Annotated in this window: 16 protein-coding genes and 1 riboswitch; of the genes, 5 read left to right on the plus strand and 11 right to left on the minus strand. The window is 48.9% G+C overall.

Annotation, left to right across the window (positions count from 1 at the left end):
* Positions 1 to 17: 17 nt before the first annotated feature.
* Complete coding sequence (gene thiD / locus NAZ64_RS12535; RefSeq protein WP_001188961.1) at positions 18 to 818, minus strand: bifunctional hydroxymethylpyrimidine kinase/phosphomethylpyrimidine kinase; 801 nt, start codon at positions 816 to 818, stop codon at positions 18 to 20.
* The gene (thiM, locus tag NAZ64_RS12540) at positions 805 to 1,602 is read right to left on the minus strand and encodes a hydroxyethylthiazole kinase (protein ID WP_220569778.1); all 798 of its coding nucleotides are present in this window, start codon (positions 1,600 to 1,602) and stop codon (positions 805 to 807) included. The genes thiD and thiM overlap by 14 nt, the downstream gene beginning before the upstream one ends.
* A gap of 31 nt (positions 1,603 to 1,633) precedes the next feature.
* Positions 1,634 to 1,730, minus strand: a riboswitch (TPP riboswitch).
* 281 nt (positions 1,731 to 2,011) lie between these two features.
* Here thiM and rcnB point away from each other — a divergent pair.
* On the plus strand, positions 2,012 to 2,326 hold the full coding sequence (gene rcnB / locus NAZ64_RS12545; protein ID WP_076726865.1) for a Ni(II)/Co(II) efflux transporter accessory subunit RcnB: 315 nt from the start codon (positions 2,012 to 2,014) through the stop codon (positions 2,324 to 2,326).
* Positions 2,327 to 2,367: 41 nt separating this feature from the next.
* Here rcnB and NAZ64_RS12550 read toward each other — a convergent pair whose 3' ends face one another.
* From NAZ64_RS12550 to apbC, 6 genes are all read right to left on the minus strand, one after another.
* Positions 2,368 to 3,375: a fimbrial protein gene (locus NAZ64_RS12550; RefSeq protein ID WP_001269812.1), complete on the minus strand. Its 1,008-nt coding sequence runs from the start codon at positions 3,373 to 3,375 to the stop codon at positions 2,368 to 2,370.
* Positions 3,376 to 3,383: 8 nt separating this feature from the next.
* Complete coding sequence (locus tag NAZ64_RS12555) at positions 3,384 to 5,864, minus strand: fimbrial biogenesis outer membrane usher protein (protein WP_000945356.1); 2,481 nt, start codon at positions 5,862 to 5,864, stop codon at positions 3,384 to 3,386.
* 12 nt (positions 5,865 to 5,876) lie between these two features.
* Positions 5,877 to 6,560: a fimbria/pilus periplasmic chaperone gene (locus NAZ64_RS12560; RefSeq protein ID WP_134944683.1), complete on the minus strand. Its 684-nt coding sequence runs from the start codon at positions 6,558 to 6,560 to the stop codon at positions 5,877 to 5,879.
* Between the two features lie 51 nt (positions 6,561 to 6,611).
* Positions 6,612 to 7,154 (minus strand): fimbrial protein YehD, encoded by a 543-nt coding sequence (gene yehD, locus NAZ64_RS12565; protein ID WP_000830496.1) that lies wholly within the window; start codon positions 7,152 to 7,154, stop codon positions 6,612 to 6,614.
* A gap of 278 nt (positions 7,155 to 7,432) precedes the next feature.
* Positions 7,433 to 7,714: a DUF2574 family protein gene (locus NAZ64_RS12570; RefSeq protein WP_001543027.1), complete on the minus strand. Its 282-nt coding sequence runs from the start codon at positions 7,712 to 7,714 to the stop codon at positions 7,433 to 7,435.
* A gap of 266 nt (positions 7,715 to 7,980) precedes the next feature.
* Positions 7,981 to 9,090 (minus strand): iron-sulfur cluster carrier protein ApbC, encoded by a 1,110-nt coding sequence (gene apbC, locus NAZ64_RS12575; protein WP_001005424.1) that lies wholly within the window; start codon positions 9,088 to 9,090, stop codon positions 7,981 to 7,983.
* Between the two features lie 164 nt (positions 9,091 to 9,254).
* Between apbC and metG the strand changes: the two genes are divergently transcribed.
* The 3 genes from metG to NAZ64_RS12590 all read left to right on the plus strand — a co-directional run bounded on the left by metG (position 9,255) and on the right by NAZ64_RS12590 (position 12,690).
* Positions 9,255 to 11,288, plus strand: coding sequence for a methionine--tRNA ligase (gene metG / locus NAZ64_RS12580; RefSeq protein ID WP_220569777.1), 2,034 nt, complete (start codon positions 9,255 to 9,257; stop codon positions 11,286 to 11,288).
* A gap of 241 nt (positions 11,289 to 11,529) precedes the next feature.
* Complete coding sequence (locus NAZ64_RS12585; protein ID WP_000703136.1) at positions 11,530 to 11,988, plus strand: YehR family lipoprotein; 459 nt, start codon at positions 11,530 to 11,532, stop codon at positions 11,986 to 11,988.
* 171 nt (positions 11,989 to 12,159) lie between these two features.
* Positions 12,160 to 12,690 (plus strand): YehR family lipoprotein, encoded by a 531-nt coding sequence (locus NAZ64_RS12590; protein WP_483640946.1) that lies wholly within the window; start codon positions 12,160 to 12,162, stop codon positions 12,688 to 12,690.
* A gap of 56 nt (positions 12,691 to 12,746) precedes the next feature.
* Here the strand turns inward: NAZ64_RS12590 and NAZ64_RS12595 are convergent, their stop codons facing one another.
* The 3 genes from NAZ64_RS12595 to NAZ64_RS12605 are packed head-to-tail and all read right to left on the minus strand — an operon-like array spanning position 12,747 to position 15,662.
* A complete protein-coding gene (locus tag NAZ64_RS12595; protein WP_000950412.1) occupies positions 12,747 to 13,214 on the minus strand; it encodes a YehS family protein in 468 nt (155 codons plus the stop codon).
* 46 nt (positions 13,215 to 13,260) lie between these two features.
* Positions 13,261 to 13,980: a two-component system response regulator BtsR gene (gene btsR, locus NAZ64_RS12600; RefSeq protein ID WP_000598637.1), complete on the minus strand. Its 720-nt coding sequence runs from the start codon at positions 13,978 to 13,980 to the stop codon at positions 13,261 to 13,263.
* A complete protein-coding gene (locus NAZ64_RS12605; RefSeq protein WP_000272841.1) occupies positions 13,977 to 15,662 on the minus strand; it encodes a sensor histidine kinase in 1,686 nt (561 codons plus the stop codon). The genes btsR and NAZ64_RS12605 overlap by 4 nt, the downstream gene beginning before the upstream one ends.
* 222 nt (positions 15,663 to 15,884) lie before the next feature.
* On the opposite strand from NAZ64_RS12605, the gene mlrA reads away from it, so the two are divergent.
* Positions 15,885 to 16,616, plus strand: a complete 732-nt coding sequence (gene mlrA, locus NAZ64_RS12610; RefSeq protein WP_001240418.1) for an HTH-type transcriptional regulator MlrA — start codon at positions 15,885 to 15,887, stop codon at positions 16,614 to 16,616.
* Positions 16,617 to 16,631: the final 15 nt, after the last annotated feature.

The following is a 16,631-nucleotide window of genomic DNA, read 5'->3' on the forward strand; positions in this document are numbered from 1 at the left end:
GGTCTGTAGGCAGTATACTACCACCACGCGTGGAAATGATGTACCGGACCAATGCCTTTCCCCACTTCCAGTGTGTCCGCCTGCGCCAGCGCCGCCGAAAGCCATGCCTTCGCCTCGTTTACCGTCTCTCCCCAACTGCGATGCCGTGGCCGTAACGCCGCCAGCGCCGCCGACAACGTACAGCCCGTCCCATGCGTATTTTTGGTGTTCACACGCGGCGCGCTAAAACGTTGCTCGCCCTCACGGGTAAAGAGCCAGTCCGGGCTTTGCGCATCCTCTAAATGCCCGCCTTTCATTAATACCGCTTCACACCCCATCGCCAGTAACGCCCGCCCCTGCGCCAGCATCTCCTGTTCCGTACGCGCATGGGGCGCATCCAGCAACGCTGCGGCTTCCGGCAAATTAGGCGTAATCAGCGATACCTGCGGCAACAGCCGGACGCGTAATGTTTCTATCGCAGAGGGCGAGAGCAACGGATCGCTGCTTTTCGCCAGCATCACCGTATCCAGCACCACATTACGTACATGATGGCGCTGTAGTCGTTCCGCCACGGCCTCGACAATATCGGTTTCCGCCAGCATCCCGATTTTCGTGGTATCAATGCGCACATCGCTGAGCACGGAATCAAGTTGAGCGGCGACAAAGTCCGGCTCTATCCGGTACACCGACTGTACGCCACAGGTATTTTGCGCCACCAGCGCGGTGATGACCGAACAGCCATATGCGCCCAGCGCGGAAAAAGTCTTAAGATCCGCCTGGATACCGGCCCCGCCGCTGGGATCGGTGCCAGCAATCGTCAGCGCGTTAATTCGTTGCATTGGCCGCCTCCACATCCAGATGATAGAGCGCATCAAGAAAAGCCGGGATGAAGCTGCCCGGTCCTTCGCTACGCTCTGCCGCGGTCTGTCCAGCCAGTTTCATCCAGCAGCAGGCCGACGCGACATTGTCCAGCGCGGCGCCCGGTAACGCGCAACTGGCGGCGACGACCGCCGACAACGCGCAGCCGGTGCCTACAATGCGAGTCATTAACGGATCGCCGCCGGGAATGCTCAGCGTGCGCTGACCGTTAGTGACGTAATCTACCTCTCCGGTAACCACAACGATGCAGTCTATCTGACGCGCCAGCGCCTGCGCCGCAGGCAGTGCGGCCAACGCCGCCTCGGTGGAATCTACGCCGCGTCCGCCCAGCGCCATGCCGGATAACGCCAGGATTTCCGAGGCGTTGCCGCGTATTGCCGCCGGGCGCAGGGACAAGAGATCCAGGCAAAATCGCCGACGAAATTCCAGCGCGCCCACCGCGACAGGATCAAGGGTCCACGGCGTTTTGGCATCATAAGCGCTTTCTACCGCCGCACGCATCGCGTCAGCGCGTGAGGCGGTTAAGGTTCCGACATTAACCAGCAAGGCGTTGGCGATGGCGGCAAACGGTCTGGCCTCGACGGGATCAATCACCATGGCGGGTGAAGCGCCCAGCGCCAGCAGCGTATTGGCGGTAAACGTTTGTACGACGTCATTCGTCATACAGTGCGTAAGCGGGGAGAGCGCGCGAAAGTGTTTTAACGTATGCGCCGCAAGCGTGCGGCAGTGCAGGTCAGGCTGCATGGTTCAGCTCCTGCCCGCGTGAAGAAGGGACACGAGCAGTGTCAGACTTCCCTACGCTGGCATTATCCAGATCAGGTGGTACGGGTATTTCTCAGCCTTCACAAAGAAGGGCACCCCGAGTCGTCAAGCCCCGCCGTGTTAAGCGGGGTTTCGCTATTAAGCATACTGTCTGCGCCAGACAATGTAAATTTACAGCCAGCGGCGGACGATAATTTCAGCGTTATCAGATAGTTCTCAAAACCTATTTGGTTCTGGCAAACTTGCTGGCGGATATGTTGCTGCACGACGCTTTCGTTTACACTTTTTACGAAAAGGGGCGTGAGATAACAAAATAGCGCTTGTCAGATACGCCACCAGCAGAAATGATACACACGATGTTAACTGACCCGCATATGTGGAGGGTAAAAGTATGAAAAGTAAGTTGCTGCCTTGCGCGCTGTTGCTTGCAACCAGTTTTGCATGGGCCGCCCCCGCGACAACGGGCATTGATCAATATGAGTTAAAAAGCTTTATCGCCGACTTCACCCACTTCAAGCCCGGCGATAGCGTTCCGCAGATGTACCGCACCGATGAGTACAATATTAAACAGTGGAAATTACGTAATCTGCCCGCGCCAGATGCCGGTACTCACTGGACCTATATGGGCGGCGCGTATGTACTGATTAACGATACCGATGGAAAAATCATCAAAGCCTATGATGGCGAGATTTTTTATCATCGATAAAAAAGCACACTCTCCGTTAAGGAGAGTGTGCTTAGCATTGATTACTGATAACTTGTAATAATATAAACACTACTTTTTACATTGCCCGGTTGGACGTTACCATATTTATAGTATTGTACACCCAGCTTCAGTTCTGAAGCTTCAGTCATTTCTTTATTATACCCTAACAGTTGCCTTTTCTCATCAGAGTTTACATGAATAAGGCTATCATTAAGGAAAATTTTAAACCCAACATTTTTTGCACTATCGGCGCTTGTTAATTCATTTGCCAAATAATCTCCATTGGTTGCTGAAACGGCAGAAAAATGATAATTTACAATACTTGTCGTCATTCCCAGCCCTCCATCACATGTAAATTTCAGTGCATCAGGAAAGTATTCGACCTGAGCATTACCAGCCAACAGATCACTTAATGAAATAGGAGGCAATGTAATCTCATTATTAGACAAAGAACATGTTGTCTTAGTAAAAAATATTTTTATCGGCACTTTAAAACTATATTCATGGTTGGTGTTATCATGAGCACAAATAACTGCACCATGACAATCCAATGGTTTAACTTTGATATAATTTCCTAACAAAAAAACTTCACCTGCAGATTTGGCTTCAATACTATTATCATCTGCCTCCACTTTTACCACCTTAGCCAACACCTTGTATTTTAAGTTATTGTTTAGTTTACTGGCTTGAGAAGTCTCATTGGCTTTTTGTTTTCCTGTTTGGCTACCGTCAACAAACAATGTCACATCAACATACAACCTATGTCCGCTACCATCATTTATTTTATATCTTACAGTCTCCCCATTACCACTTGAATACGTTGTCTTAAAGCGGTTTTCTACAGCAGTCCCTCCCATACAATGGAATCCAGAGAAAGAATCTGGAAATACCATTGATACTTCTTTTTCAAAAACATTCCTGCTATCTAATTTAATTTCAATTACATCCTCTATTTTTGTATTACTAGCAGATTCCGGATTTATAATATAACAATACGCTTGCAAATTTGAAGATATAAAAATCATAAACAACATCAATAAATATCTCATGACATTCCTCACCGACAAATATAAACTTTACTTTCATCAATCGTTTTGCCGAAAGTGATTGAGCATGAAAGTCCCTGTTGTTTATCAATCGCCACATTTATTTCCGGCGGTACTTCATTGGTGCGAATAAAGAGCTGGCTTCCCTGGCCTACCACGCCAATATTATGTCCATGAATATCCTCTACTTCGTAACCAAAGGTCAGCGGTGAACCATCGGGACGCTGCGCCCGGATATACCAAGGTTTACGTTGGTCGGTATCAAACGTCGCCAGAACGACTGCCCCCCGATATGGGGCTGTATTACGCCGATTCCCTTGCAGATCGGTTTCACTATTAGTGTTGGAGACATCCAGCATCAAGTGGTTTTCACGATACGGCGTTAAACCATCGTAGACCACCACGCCATTACGGTTGGTGGTGCGGTATTTCTGCCCATTAACATACGCTCCTTCCAGGCCCGGCGCATGCATCACGGCAAACGTTTCCGACAGTCGGTTGGCTAAATTCACGCCCCCAGACCAAGCCACCAGCCCCCCGGAAATACTGCCGCCAGTTTGTGTATATTTAGACGACTGACTATAGCTGCCGTTAAGCGTCGCAACTGGCGCATTCCACGTCAGATTACCGCCAGCCGTTGTCTCGCTGTCCTGCCGTTGATGGCTGAGATTCACCCCATAGTTAAACTGATCGCGACTGCCTGCGGTGCCGGAAAGCCCGGTATTATTTGACGCAAAACCGTCATCATCAAAGGTCGTTGAGTTAGACACATACAAATGCCTGCGCGGAGCGCTAATATCATCTCCCCAATCGAACGGAATAGAGATAAAGACGTTAAAACGCTTATCTTCGTGATGATCTTCATCGTAAGTCTGGCTGGCGGAAAAGGTATAGCTAATCCGTTGCCAGCTATTGGAATAGCTCAGCTGATAATCTTTACTGTTACCGCTACGCCCCCAATAATCACGCCACAGCGTGCTCAAAGATACAGAGCCCCAGCCCTGCGGCAAAGATTGGCTGACGTTCGCCGAAAAACTGTTCTTACGACCAAAATCGTTCTGATAATAATCCGCAATGTCGTACACATCATTTTCATCACGATCATAGCTGTCTTTGTTATTGGCCCAAACGTGATCGTTAAACGTTCGGTAATCTCGTGACGAGTAACGATAGGCAGCAAGCCCAAAACGGGTGGCGGTTTGCGTCAAATACTTGTTATAGGCAATCTGGTAACTTTGCCCGTCAAACACATCACCATTGTCTTGCTTGCTATGCGATTGTGTCATATCGACGGAAATCGCGCCGATACGCGTATTCCAGCCAGTACCCAACGTAAATGCATTGTAGTTATCCGCCAGCATGGTGCCGCCGTACAGCGTTAAGAGATTATTCAGCCCGTATTGGTAGCTCATCTGCGCAAAATCGGTCTGGTTGCTGGCGCCTTCGATATGGCTACGCCCTGCCGCAAAATCATATTTTGAAACACCCGGCTGCAACATATTGGGCACCGCAGCATAGGGCACCAGATAGGTTGTTACCGATCCGTCAGCCTCTTTGATGCTAACATCAAGATCCGCACCGCCGCCTGCCAACTGTAAATCCGCAATAGAGAACGGGCCTGGCGGAACCTCTTTCTGGTAAACCACAAAACCGTTCTGTTCGATGGTGACCAGCGCGTTACTTTGCGCAATCCCCTGCACCAGCGGCGTAAAATTCTGTTTTGAGTTCGGCAGCATCTGCATATCGCGATACAGCCGTACGCCACGAAAACGCACCGCATCAAAAATATCTGATGAGGTATACATATCCCCGGCACGCAGAGTGCCCAGAATTTGTGGGATGCCACGCTCCAAATACAGGGTGTTGCTTTTCCACTCCCCGCTGCTGTCATCGGTTTTGTTATAGCTGGCATCGGAATGCAGCTGCCAGCCCAGCAGGTTTAACCCGCTGGTGAAACGCGCGTAGGTACTTTTACTGTTGCCAGAATCCTTATAGTCGCTGTAATACTGGCTGGCATAGTACGAGGTATAGAAGGCATTAATGCCACGATCCCAGTTTTCCGGAGGAACATACCCTTGCTCAAGTTCATCGACAAACGCCTGTGGAACGCTAAGATCCAGACGAAACGTGCCAATATTCCAGGCATAACTGCCCCCTTGTACCGCCTGCTTCAAGGTTGGGCATTCATTCTGCTTGTCCAACGCTTGTATATTTATCCCCAGACGCGTTAATGCATCGCGGGATAAACAGGTGTCATCCGGATTATCCTTAACAGTAATATCATACTTACCACGCCACTGCTTATTGACGTAGATGTCAATATCATATTGGCCTGGCAGGGGTTGGTTATCATCGAGGCGAAAATCAGAAACCCTCTCACCTTTCATTCCACCCATCATAAAATTTGTATCAAACGTTTCTTCTGCGGCATGGGCATCAATGCCGAGTAGCAACAGTAATACCGCCGAAGCAATCGGAGTCATCCTTAACATAACCAGCTCCTGTTATTTTAAGCTGACGTTATCGCTAATATAATTACCGTGATCGTCAATAATGGTCATTTTATACTGATTGGCATTAGCACTTTTTAATGCCACATCTGCACTGGAGAGCGGTGCAAGCATAATACTTTCGTTATTTATTTTAACATTATTAGCTTTTACTTCCGTCACTGTGATCCAGTTAGCGGCATCATTCTTAATGGAATAAATACTGCCGTTACGTTTCATAGACAGTTTTTGAAACGTATGCATATTAACTGGCGAAATCCCTTTCGGCCGATAAAATAGTTTAATTCGATTCTGCATCGCGAACTTGAGCACATTCTTTCCTACATTATCTGGATTGTTCGGTGGAATATCCAGTACATTGAGGAAAAATAAACTTTCTTTGTTGTTAGGCAGCATATGTGCCATTTTTTTAATTTTCAACTGCTGGCCTGAGTTTCCAGCCACCTTTGCAACCGGAGGTGTAATCATAAATGGCACATGAATTTTTTCCGGCGGTAAAGAACTGTCGCCGTCATCAATCCATGACTGAACCAGTGAAGATCGGCTCCCTTGGTTCATCAACTGGACTAATACTTCCTTTTTATCTGCTGGGTAGATAACGCGAGTACCGTAGATCACAATCCCCGCATGGGCGGGCATAATGATTGATGATATAATTAATGCGTAAAATCCTTTCATTCATTATCCCTTCAGATTAACTACCGGCAGTACAATACTGCCGGTTATAATTTATTCCTGAACAACTTTCAGAGTCACAGTGGCATTTACATCACCAGGGGTTACAGCCATTGTCCTTTTAGCGTAACGAGCTGCAAGATCGAGTTTATATACACCATCGTCTGCTGCTGGAAAGTCACTTAAAGGAATACCTTCGCTTCCAGATTTAGCAATCGATTTATTGTTATGGAACAGTTTAAAACCTACTCCAGTATCCAAGCCAATAGTAGGTATAATAATATCGTTATTGTCAACGTCATTAGCAGAAATGAAAACCTTAACATTTGAAGCGTTTGCACATTTAATTTGCAATGGTGAACTGGCACGCCCCTCTCCATACGTAACATCATTCCCGACATCAACCTCATTGAATAAAGAATCCGGAATGCTAGACAATGTAATTGTAGCCTCTGTCGCGCCATCAACAAACTGACATGAAGTTCCGGTTACCTTACCATTAATATTCAATATGCCAGAATCCGTATCAACAGCAAACGCCCCAGCACTCATAAATACAGCAGACAGTACAGCAGCAGAAATAATTGAACGTTTCATAGTATCTTCCTTAATAAAATAATTTCTATTTGTTAAGAGGGTTAACTCTTGGATTTAAATTCGCACACCAAAAACGTTACTGCAATGTAAACGTGTTGTTTTATTGATTTAAAACAAGTTACAAATATCAATATAGTTGTAGCAAATAAGTGAAGGTGAGTACTATTTTAAAATTTAATAAATTAGCGTAATTAATTGACAATAATTATTTGTACCGCAAATAAAAAAGCCCCTATCATTCATTGAAATGATAGAGGCTTAATAAACAATATATTTTCTTAGTCGTAGCGATTTAACACTATCTGTCGTGTGGAATCCCCAGGAACAGCGACAATTTCAGTAACAATGCCTTGTGCAGGAGTGGGGGTAACATTGTTAATATCTGTATGATGAAGAGTCTGACCACATCGCTGCTGCACCGTATTATTCACAACATCAGTACTGCATGTTGGTTCAACAACCCTCCCGGTAATGGTTAAGGTTGCCGTATCAGAAGCCAAAGCCTGTAAACTCATTCCATAAGCCAGAGTTATAAATCCCAAGAATAAACTTTTCTTCATTGCGCTCATTATTCCTGTTTTAAGTGGAAAACAGCGTACAAGCCATTTTTCCGTTGAATTATGTATTAACGTCCCTGCTAAAACCAATTGGAATGGTAGATTAATGAGATAGGTTTGATCAATTCAAATGATGCATTGAGGCAAATTATTCAGAAAAAGACATGGATTATACAGGCAGGATAAACAATATTACGCAGCTTTTCCATTCCATATATTCATCGCATCAATATATCATTGATGCGATGAATAAGATTTAACGCCAGAAATTACACCGCGCGGAAGGCGATTTCACCCGGAATCACTTCACCCTGCCAGTAAAGCTGTGCCGCAACGCGATCGGCCAGTTCGCGATAGATCGCGGTAAATTCGCTCTCCGGACGGCTAACCACCGTCGGCGTACCGCGATCGAGATCTTCGCGCAGACTAATATGCAGCGGCATCTGACCCAGAAGCTGAGTATGATATTTTTCCGCCAGCTTCTGCGCGCCGCCCGTGCCGAAGATCGGTTCGTGATGGCCACAGTTGCTACAAATATGCATACTCATATTTTCCACAATGCCGAGCACCGGCACTTCCACCTTCTCGAACATCACGATACCTTTTTTGGCGTCGATTAGCGCGATATCCTGCGGCGTAGTTACCACCACCGCGCCGGTAACAGGAATGTTCTGCGCCAGCGTTAGCTGAATATCCCCGGTTCCCGGCGGCATATCCAGTACCAGATAATCCAGATCCGGCCACAGAGTCTCCTGTAACATCTGCATCAGCGCCTTACTGGCCATTGGGCCGCGCCATACCATCGCGTTATCGTCAGTCACCAGATAGCCGATCGAGTTGGTCGCCAGGCCGTGAGACATAATCGGCGCCATATGCGTACCGTCTGGCGATGTCGGGCGCTGATCTTCTGCGCCAAGCATGGTTGGGATCGACGGACCGTAAATATCGGCATCGAGAACCCCGACCTTTGCGCCTTCAGCCGCTAACGCCAGCGCCAGGTTTACCGCCGTGGACGATTTACCCACCCCGCCTTTACCGGAGCTCACGGCAATGATGTTTTTCACGCCATTAATGCCAGGCTGATTTTTGACGCGTTTCAGCGTCGCAATGTTGTACGACAGTTTCCAGTCGATCGCTTTTGCGCCTGTAATACGTAACAGATCGGCGCTGCATTGCTCTTTTAAGACCTCAAACGCGCTGTTCCAGACGAACGGCATGACCAGCTCAACGTGCAGCGTATCATCCATCCAGGCGACGTGGTGCAACGCCTTAAGCGTGGTGAGGTTATGCTTCAGGGTTGGGTGCTGAAAATTCGCCAGCGTCCCGGCGACCATCGCTCGCAGGGTATCTGGTGATTTGGCCTGGGATTGTTCGTTCATCCCGACTCCTTTTGTAGTTCTGAAAAGTACGATTGTAACTTTGTAGTTTACTCCAGCGGTAACAATTATTCATTTACGGATAAATGCCCTTATCGATTGGCGCGGTAATTACCATTTTGGTACTATCAAAGCCCTTTTTTACAACAGAAGAAGTAATACCCACTATGACTCAAGTCGCGAAGAAAATTCTGGTAACGTGCGCGCTGCCGTACGCCAACGGCTCTATCCACCTCGGCCATATGCTGGAGCACATCCAGGCTGATGTCTGGGTCCGTTACCAGCGAATGCGCGGCCATGAGGTTAACTTCATCTGTGCCGATGACGCTCATGGCACGCCGATCATGCTGAAAGCGCAGCAGCTTGGTATTACGCCGGAGCAAATGATCGGTGAAATGAGCCAGGAGCACCAGACCGATTTCGCCGGTTTTAATATTAGCTACGACAACTACCACTCAACGCACAGCGACGAGAATCGCGAGCTGTCCGAGCTGATTTATACGCGCCTGAAAGAGAACGGTTTTATTAAGAACCGCACCATCTCTCAACTCTACGATCCGGAAAAAGGCATGTTCCTGCCGGACCGATTTGTGAAAGGCACCTGCCCGAAATGTAAATCCGCGGACCAGTACGGCGATAACTGTGAAGTCTGCGGCGCAACTTACAGCCCGACCGAACTTATCGAGCCGAAATCCGTGGTGTCCGGCGCGACGCCGGTAATGCGTGACTCCGAGCACTTTTTCTTTGATCTGCCGTCATTCAGCGAAATGCTGCAGGCGTGGACCCGCAGCGGCGCGCTGCAGGAGCAGGTGGCGAATAAAATGCAGGAGTGGTTTGAATCCGGCCTGCAGCAGTGGGACATTTCCCGCGACGCGCCGTATTTTGGTTTCGAAATCCCGAACGCGCCGGGCAAATATTTCTACGTCTGGCTGGACGCGCCGATTGGCTATATGGGCTCCTTCAAAAATCTGTGCGATAAGCGCGGTGACACGACCAGTTTTGATGAGTACTGGAAAAAAGACTCCGACGCCGAGCTGTACCACTTTATCGGCAAAGACATCGTCTATTTCCACAGTCTGTTCTGGCCGGCCATGCTGGAAGGCAGCCACTTCCGTAAGCCGACCAACCTGTTCGTTCACGGTTACGTGACGGTGAACGGCGCGAAGATGTCTAAGTCTCGCGGCACCTTTATTAAGGCCAGCACCTGGCTGAAACACTTTGACGCCGACAGCCTGCGCTACTACTACACCGCGAAGCTTTCTTCACGCATTGATGACATCGACCTGAACCTGGAAGACTTTGTCCAGCGCGTCAATGCCGATATCGTCAATAAAGTAGTCAACCTGGCCTCGCGTAACGCCGGTTTTATCAATAAGCGTTTCGACGGCGTGCTGGCGGCTGAACTGGCCGATCCGCAATTGTATAAAACCTTTACTGACGCTGCTGTGGTGATTGGCGAAGCATGGGAAAGCCGTGAATTCGGCAAAGCTATCCGTGAGATTATGGCGCTGGCCGACGTCGCTAACCGTTATGTTGACGAGCAAGCGCCGTGGGTGGTGGCTAAACAGGAAGGCCGCGACGCGGACCTGCAGGCCATTTGCTCGATGGGCATCAACCTGTTCCGCGTGCTGATGACGTATCTGAAACCGGTACTGCCGACGCTTTCTGAACGCGTTGAAGCCTTCCTGAACAGCGAACTGAACTGGGATGCTATTAAACAGCCGTTGCTCGGTCACAAGGTCAACACCTTTAAGGCGCTCTACAATCGCATCGACATGAAGCAAGTTGAAGCGCTGGTTGAAGCGTCTAAAGAAGAGGTGAAAGCCGCAGCCGCGCCGGTTACCGGCCCATTAGCCGACTTCCCGATTCAGGAAACCATCACCTTTGACGATTTTGCGAAAGTCGATCTGCGCGTGGCGCTGATTGAAAACGCCGAGTTTGTGGAAGGATCTGACAAATTGCTGCGTCTGACGCTGGATCTGGGCGGCGAGAAGCGTAACGTCTTCTCCGGCATTCGTTCCGCCTACCCGGACCCGCAGGCGCTGATTGGCCGCCAGACGGTAATGGTCGCCAACCTCGCGCCGCGCAAAATGCGCTTTGGCGTCTCCGAGGGAATGGTGATGGCCGCCGGCCCTGGCGGGAAAGATATCTTCCTGTTAAGCCCTGATGACGGCGCGAAGCCTGGCCAGCAGGTGAAATAAGCAACAAGCCGGAGCATGCTCCGGCTTTTTTAACCGCTTAATCCTGAGTGGCATATCGCCCCATCCGCGCGTTTTAACTTTTTCCTTAATAAGCAATAGGGCCAAGACTCCATATCCGGACTGCTAAATAACGGCTAAAAGTCATATTCTATCTCTCCCTGATACATTGCTATTACTGGGTTAAATTAATTCATTGAAGTTATTTTAAATAACCCAATCATTATATAAAATGGAGTTTTAGATGAAAATTTCTGGCAAGTTATTGTCCGCGGCTTTGGCTTCCGTACTGGTGTTCTCTCTTGCTGGCTGTGGCGATAAAGAAGAATCAAAGACCTTTAACGCAAACCTGGCGGGGACAGAAATTTCAATTACCTACACCTATAAAGGTGACAAAATCATTAAGCAGACGTCTGAAAGTAAAATCAGCTATGCCACTGTAGGCGCTAAAACGAAAGAAGATGCCGCCAAAATTCTCGATCCGCTGAGCGCGAAATATAAAAATATCGCCGGAGTAGAAGAAAAATTAACCTATGAAGATACCTATGCCCAGGAAAACGTCTCTGTGGATATGGAAAAAGTGGACTTTAAAGCGTTACAGGGAATCTCTGGGACAATGGTGTCCGGCGATACCAGCAAAGGTATCAGCATGAAACAAACCCAGACGCTGCTGGAAGCCGCTGGTTTTAAAGAAGCGAAATAACTGGCAGGCATAATGTATTGCATCGACTGATAAAGTCGCTCAGGGCGCTGCTTCGGCAGCGTCTTTTCTTTATGAATTCCGAAAAAAGACAGCCTCGCTGTAAGTCCCCTCGCCAAAGCCTATAATCCCTGAATTCCTGGCCACACCAATACTTAACGACAAGGAATTGTTATGCGGATTCTACGCCTTATGGCGCTGCCACTATTCGCGCGCTCTCTATCGGTTAGCATAACTGGCTGCGATCAGAAAAACGATACTCTCCAGGGAAACCAAAATAACATGACAGCGTTTATCAAAAAGATAGCCGCTAACAAAGAGTCAGAGGAAACACAACGCTATGTAGGTAATCTCAACGGTATTGAAATCAAGTTAACCTATTACTACAAAGGTGATATCGTTTTACGTCAAACATCTGAAAATAAAATACTTTATAAAACCCTGAAAGCCAATAATAAAGAAGAAGCACAAAAAATGCTAAGTCAAGTCAGCGAAGCTTATCAGGGTATATCGGGTTTGACTGAGCGAATCGACTATTATGATAGCTATGCTACGGAATATGTGAATATTGACTTTACCCAGGCAAAAATGAGCGACCTCTGTAAATTGCCAGGATCATCAATTGACAACTGTTCCGCGCACTATCTGTCAATGATTCGCTCGCAGAAACTGTTGGAAGAGAGCGGGTATCATAGAATCAATTAGTATAATAATGCGTTTTCCCGGTCAGACAGGACGCTGCCGGGAACAATACCGCAGAATTACTTCGCCGCGTGTTCACGGGCCGCCAGACCGCGCAGAAAATAACGCATAAACTGATCGCCGCATTCGCGGAAGTTCTTATGATCCGGCGCGCGCATCATCGCGGTGATCTCTGGCATCGAGACACGAAACAACTGATCGGTAAGTATCGCCAGGATATCATCTGTTTTTAGCGAAAAGGCGATACGCAGCTTTTTCAGCACAATATTGTTGTTGATACGACGTTCCGCCGTCAATGCAGGCGCCGCCTCATCTTTGCCGCGTTTTTCATAAATGAGGCCATTGAGAAATGAGGACAACACGATATCTGGGCAACGCTGAAACCCCTCTTCCTCTTCTTTGCGCAACCAGATTGCAATCTGCTCCGGCGTAGCATCAACGTTACCCAGCGCCAGGATACGCGCCAGATCGGTATTATTAGCTTTTAAAATGTAGCGCACGCTACGCAGAATATCGTTACTCAGCATGAGGCCTTCGGTCGTTTCTATGGCAAAACGATATTCTAACAGTCTTTTACAGGCCAATCGCCTCTTTTAAACTTTTCAGATAGCGACGGCTTACCGGCACCGTCAGGCCGTTGCGTAAAATCAGCTCTGCCTGCCCATTATCCTCCAGCCGAATTTCCTGCAAATGGGCCATATTCACCAGAAACTGACGATGACAACGCAGTAGCGGCGTCCGGCTTTCCAGCGTGCGCAGCGTCAGCTCGGTAAACCCCTCTTTCCCTTCACTGCTGGTCACATAAACGCCGCTCATACGGCTACTGACAAAGGCGACATCATCCATTTGCAACAAATAGATCCGGCTGTGTCCGGTACAGGGAATGAATTTAAGCGCCTGCTGGTTTTCAGGCAGCAACGAAACATCCTGTTTACTGCGCTCCTGACGCAGACGATGTAACGTTTTTTCCAGCCGTTTCTCCTCTATCGGCTTGAGCAGATAATCAAAAGCGTGTTCTTCAAAGGCTTTGATGGCGTATTCGTCAAACGCGGTTAAAAAAACGATATACGGGCGGTGTTCCGGGTCAAGCATTCCTACCATCTCCAGTCCACTGATACGCGGCATCTGAATATCCAGAAACAGCACATCAGGTCGCAGCTTATGTACCGCGCCAATCGCTTCTACCGCGTTCGCGCACTCTCCCACAATCTCAATGTCATCCTGCCCCTGGAGCAAAATCCGCAGATTTTCCCGCGCTAACGGCTCATCATCCACAATCAGCACTTTAATCATGCGTCCTCCTCCAGTGGAAGTCGTAATGTAATTCGGGTAAAGCAGTCCGGCTCGCAGGCTACGCTAATACCATAATCATCGCCAAAGTGTTCGCGCAGACGTTTATCCACCAGACTCATCCCCAGCCCGCTACTGCCGGCGGAAGGCTGATACAGTCCCGCATTATCTTCAATATCTAACATCAAATGCTGCCCTTCGCGCCGGGCGCGAATAGCGACGTTGCCGGTATCAAGCAGTTGCGACGTGCCATGTTTAATGGCGTTCTCAACAATCGGCTGTAATGTAAACGCAGGCAATTTCTGACGTGAAAGCGTCGATGGAACATCAAGCTGTACCTGCAGACGCGACTGAAAACGCGCTTTTTCAATTTGCAGATAAGCGTTCACGTGTTCAATTTCATCCGCCAGCGTGACGATTTCCGACGGGCGTTTTAAATTTTTGCGAAAAAAGGTCGACAAGTACTGCACCAGTTGGCTGGCCTGTTCGCTGTCGCGGCGAATCACCGCTTTAATGGTATTGAGTGCATTAAACAGAAAATGCGGATTCACCTGCGCGTGCAACAGCTTGATCTCTGACTGCGTCAGCAACGCCTTCTGCCGTTCATACTGCCCGGCCAGGATCTGCGCGGATAAAAGCTGTGCAATACCCTCTCCCAGGGTGCGGTTAATTGAGCTGAACAGCCGGTTTTTCGCTTCGTACAATTTAATGGTGCCCATGACTCGCTGATTTTCGCCACGCAGCGGAATCACCAGCGTCGAACCGAGTTTACACTGCGGGTGTAGCGAACAGCGATACGGCACTTCGTTACCATCGGCATAAACCACCTCTCCGGTTTCAATTGCTTTCAGCGTATAACCTGATGAAATGGGTTTGCCCGGTAGATGGTGATCGTCGCCAATACCGGTAAAAGCCAGCAGTTTTTCACGATCGGTGATGGCGACGGCGCCGATATCCAGCTCCTGATATAACACCTGCGCCACCTTCATACTGTTCACTTCGTTAAATCCCTGACGCAGAATCCCCTCCGTTGACGCGGCGACCTTCAGCGCGGTAGCAGAAAATGCCGAAGTATATTTTTCGAACATGGCGCGCTTATCGAGCAAAATACGCATGAACAGCGCGGCGCCAACGGTATTCGTCACCATCATCGGCGCGGCAATATTACTGACCAGATGCAGGGCATCGTCAAACGGCCTGGCTATCAGTAAAATAATCAGCATCTGCACCAGTTCGGCAACACACGTAATTGCTCCCGCCGTCAGCGGGCTAAACACTTTGTCCGGGCGTCCGCGACGTATGAGAACGCTGTGTACCAACCCGCCCAGCAGCCCTTCGACGATGGTGGAAATCATACAGCTCAGCGCCGTCATGCCGCCCATAGAATACCGATGTAACCCACCGGTCAGACCGACCAGCCCGCCGACGATCGGCCCGCCGAGTAGGCCGCCCATCACCGCGCCAATCGCACGGGTATTGGCAATCGAATCTTCGATATGCAGCCCAAAATAAGTGCCCATAATGCAGAAGATAGAAAACGTGACGTAACACAGAAGCTTGTGCGGCAGACGAACCGTGACCTGCATAAGCGGGATGAACAGGCGCGTTTTACTCATTAGCCACGCAATGACCAGAAACACGCACATCTGCTGAAGCAGCAGCAACACCAGATTAAACTCGTACATACCCGCAAACCACACTTCAATTAAAAGCGCGTAACATACATTGAGTACGATTAACTTTCTTTGAACTGTTGCATAAAAATATGAATTCGTGAATACGATCACTTAAACGCCGCGCCGCAACCCGCTACTTCGCGTTTTAATGCATAAAAAACAGGCAAAACTTCCTGGTTCCTAAAAGAGCGTCTAAAGTTAAACCGGGACTTCGCGAGCAAGGGTGAAACGATGGCGCTTTACACAATTGGTGAAGTGGCTTTGCTTTGTGATATCAATCCTGTCACGTTGCGCGCATGGCAGAGACGTTATGGACTTTTAAAACCACAGCGAACGGATGGCGGTCATCGTCTGTTTAACGATGCCGATATCGACAGAATCCGCGAAATCAAGCGCTGGATAGATAACGGCGTCCAGGTCAGCAAAGTCAAAGTGCTGCTCAGTAGCGACAGTAGCGAACAACCTAACGGCTGGCGCGAACAGCAGGAGATCCTGCTGCACTACCTGCAAAGCAGTAATCTGCACAGTTTACGGTTATGGGTCAAAGAACGCGGTCAGGATTATCCAGCCCAAACATTGACCACTAACCTGTTCGTCCCGCTGCGGCGACGATTACAGTGCCAACAACCTGCCCTTCAGGCGCTGCTCGGCATTCTTGACGGTATCCTGATCAACTATATTGCGCTCTGCCTGGCGTCTGCGCGTAAGAAACAGGGAAAAGATGCGTTGGTGATCGGCTGGAATATCCATGATACCACCCGCCTGTGGCTGGAAGGTTGGGTCGCCAGCCAACAGGGATGGCGAATCGACGTGCTGGCGCACTCGCTTAGCCAGTTCCGCCCGGAACTGTTTGACGGCAAGACGTTACTGGTATGGTGCGGAGAAAACCAGACGCTGGCGCAGCAGCAGCAACTCCTGGCATGGCGCGCCCAGGGACGCGACATTCATCCCCTTGGCGTTTAAACAGCAGCTAACAAA

The sequence above is a fragment of the Salmonella sp. A1325 genome, assembly GCF_056991255.1.

Bases quoted from the DNA above. Each gene is read 5' to 3' on its own strand.
- thiD (WP_001188961.1), bottom strand. From the start codon at position 818: ATGCAACGAATTAACGCGCTGACGATTGCTGGCACCGATCCCAGCGGC.
- thiM (WP_220569778.1), bottom strand. From the start codon at position 1,602: ATGCAGCCTGACCTGCACTGCCGCACGCTTGCGGCGCATACGTTAAAA.
- rcnB (WP_076726865.1), top strand. From the start codon at position 2,012: ATGAAAAGTAAGTTGCTGCCTTGCGCGCTGTTGCTTGCAACCAGTTTT.
- NAZ64_RS12550 (WP_001269812.1), bottom strand. From the start codon at position 3,375: ATGAGATATTTATTGATGTTGTTTATGATTTTTATATCTTCAAATTTG.
- NAZ64_RS12555 (WP_000945356.1), bottom strand. From the start codon at position 5,864: ATGTTAAGGATGACTCCGATTGCTTCGGCGGTATTACTGTTGCTACTC.
- NAZ64_RS12560 (WP_134944683.1), bottom strand. From the start codon at position 6,560: ATGAAAGGATTTTACGCATTAATTATATCATCAATCATTATGCCCGCC.
- yehD (WP_000830496.1), bottom strand. From the start codon at position 7,154: ATGAAACGTTCAATTATTTCTGCTGCTGTACTGTCTGCTGTATTTATG.
- NAZ64_RS12570 (WP_001543027.1), bottom strand. From the start codon at position 7,714: ATGAAGAAAAGTTTATTCTTGGGATTTATAACTCTGGCTTATGGAATG.
- apbC (WP_001005424.1), bottom strand. From the start codon at position 9,090: ATGAACGAACAATCCCAGGCCAAATCACCAGATACCCTGCGAGCGATG.
- metG (WP_220569777.1), top strand. From the start codon at position 9,255: ATGACTCAAGTCGCGAAGAAAATTCTGGTAACGTGCGCGCTGCCGTAC.
- NAZ64_RS12585 (WP_000703136.1), top strand. From the start codon at position 11,530: ATGAAAATTTCTGGCAAGTTATTGTCCGCGGCTTTGGCTTCCGTACTG.
- NAZ64_RS12590 (WP_483640946.1), top strand. From the start codon at position 12,160: ATGCGGATTCTACGCCTTATGGCGCTGCCACTATTCGCGCGCTCTCTA.
- NAZ64_RS12595 (WP_000950412.1), bottom strand. From the start codon at position 13,214: ATGCTGAGTAACGATATTCTGCGTAGCGTGCGCTACATTTTAAAAGCT.
- btsR (WP_000598637.1), bottom strand. From the start codon at position 13,980: ATGATTAAAGTGCTGATTGTGGATGATGAGCCGTTAGCGCGGGAAAAT.
- NAZ64_RS12605 (WP_000272841.1), bottom strand. From the start codon at position 15,662: ATGTACGAGTTTAATCTGGTGTTGCTGCTGCTTCAGCAGATGTGCGTG.
- mlrA (WP_001240418.1), top strand. From the start codon at position 15,885: ATGGCGCTTTACACAATTGGTGAAGTGGCTTTGCTTTGTGATATCAAT.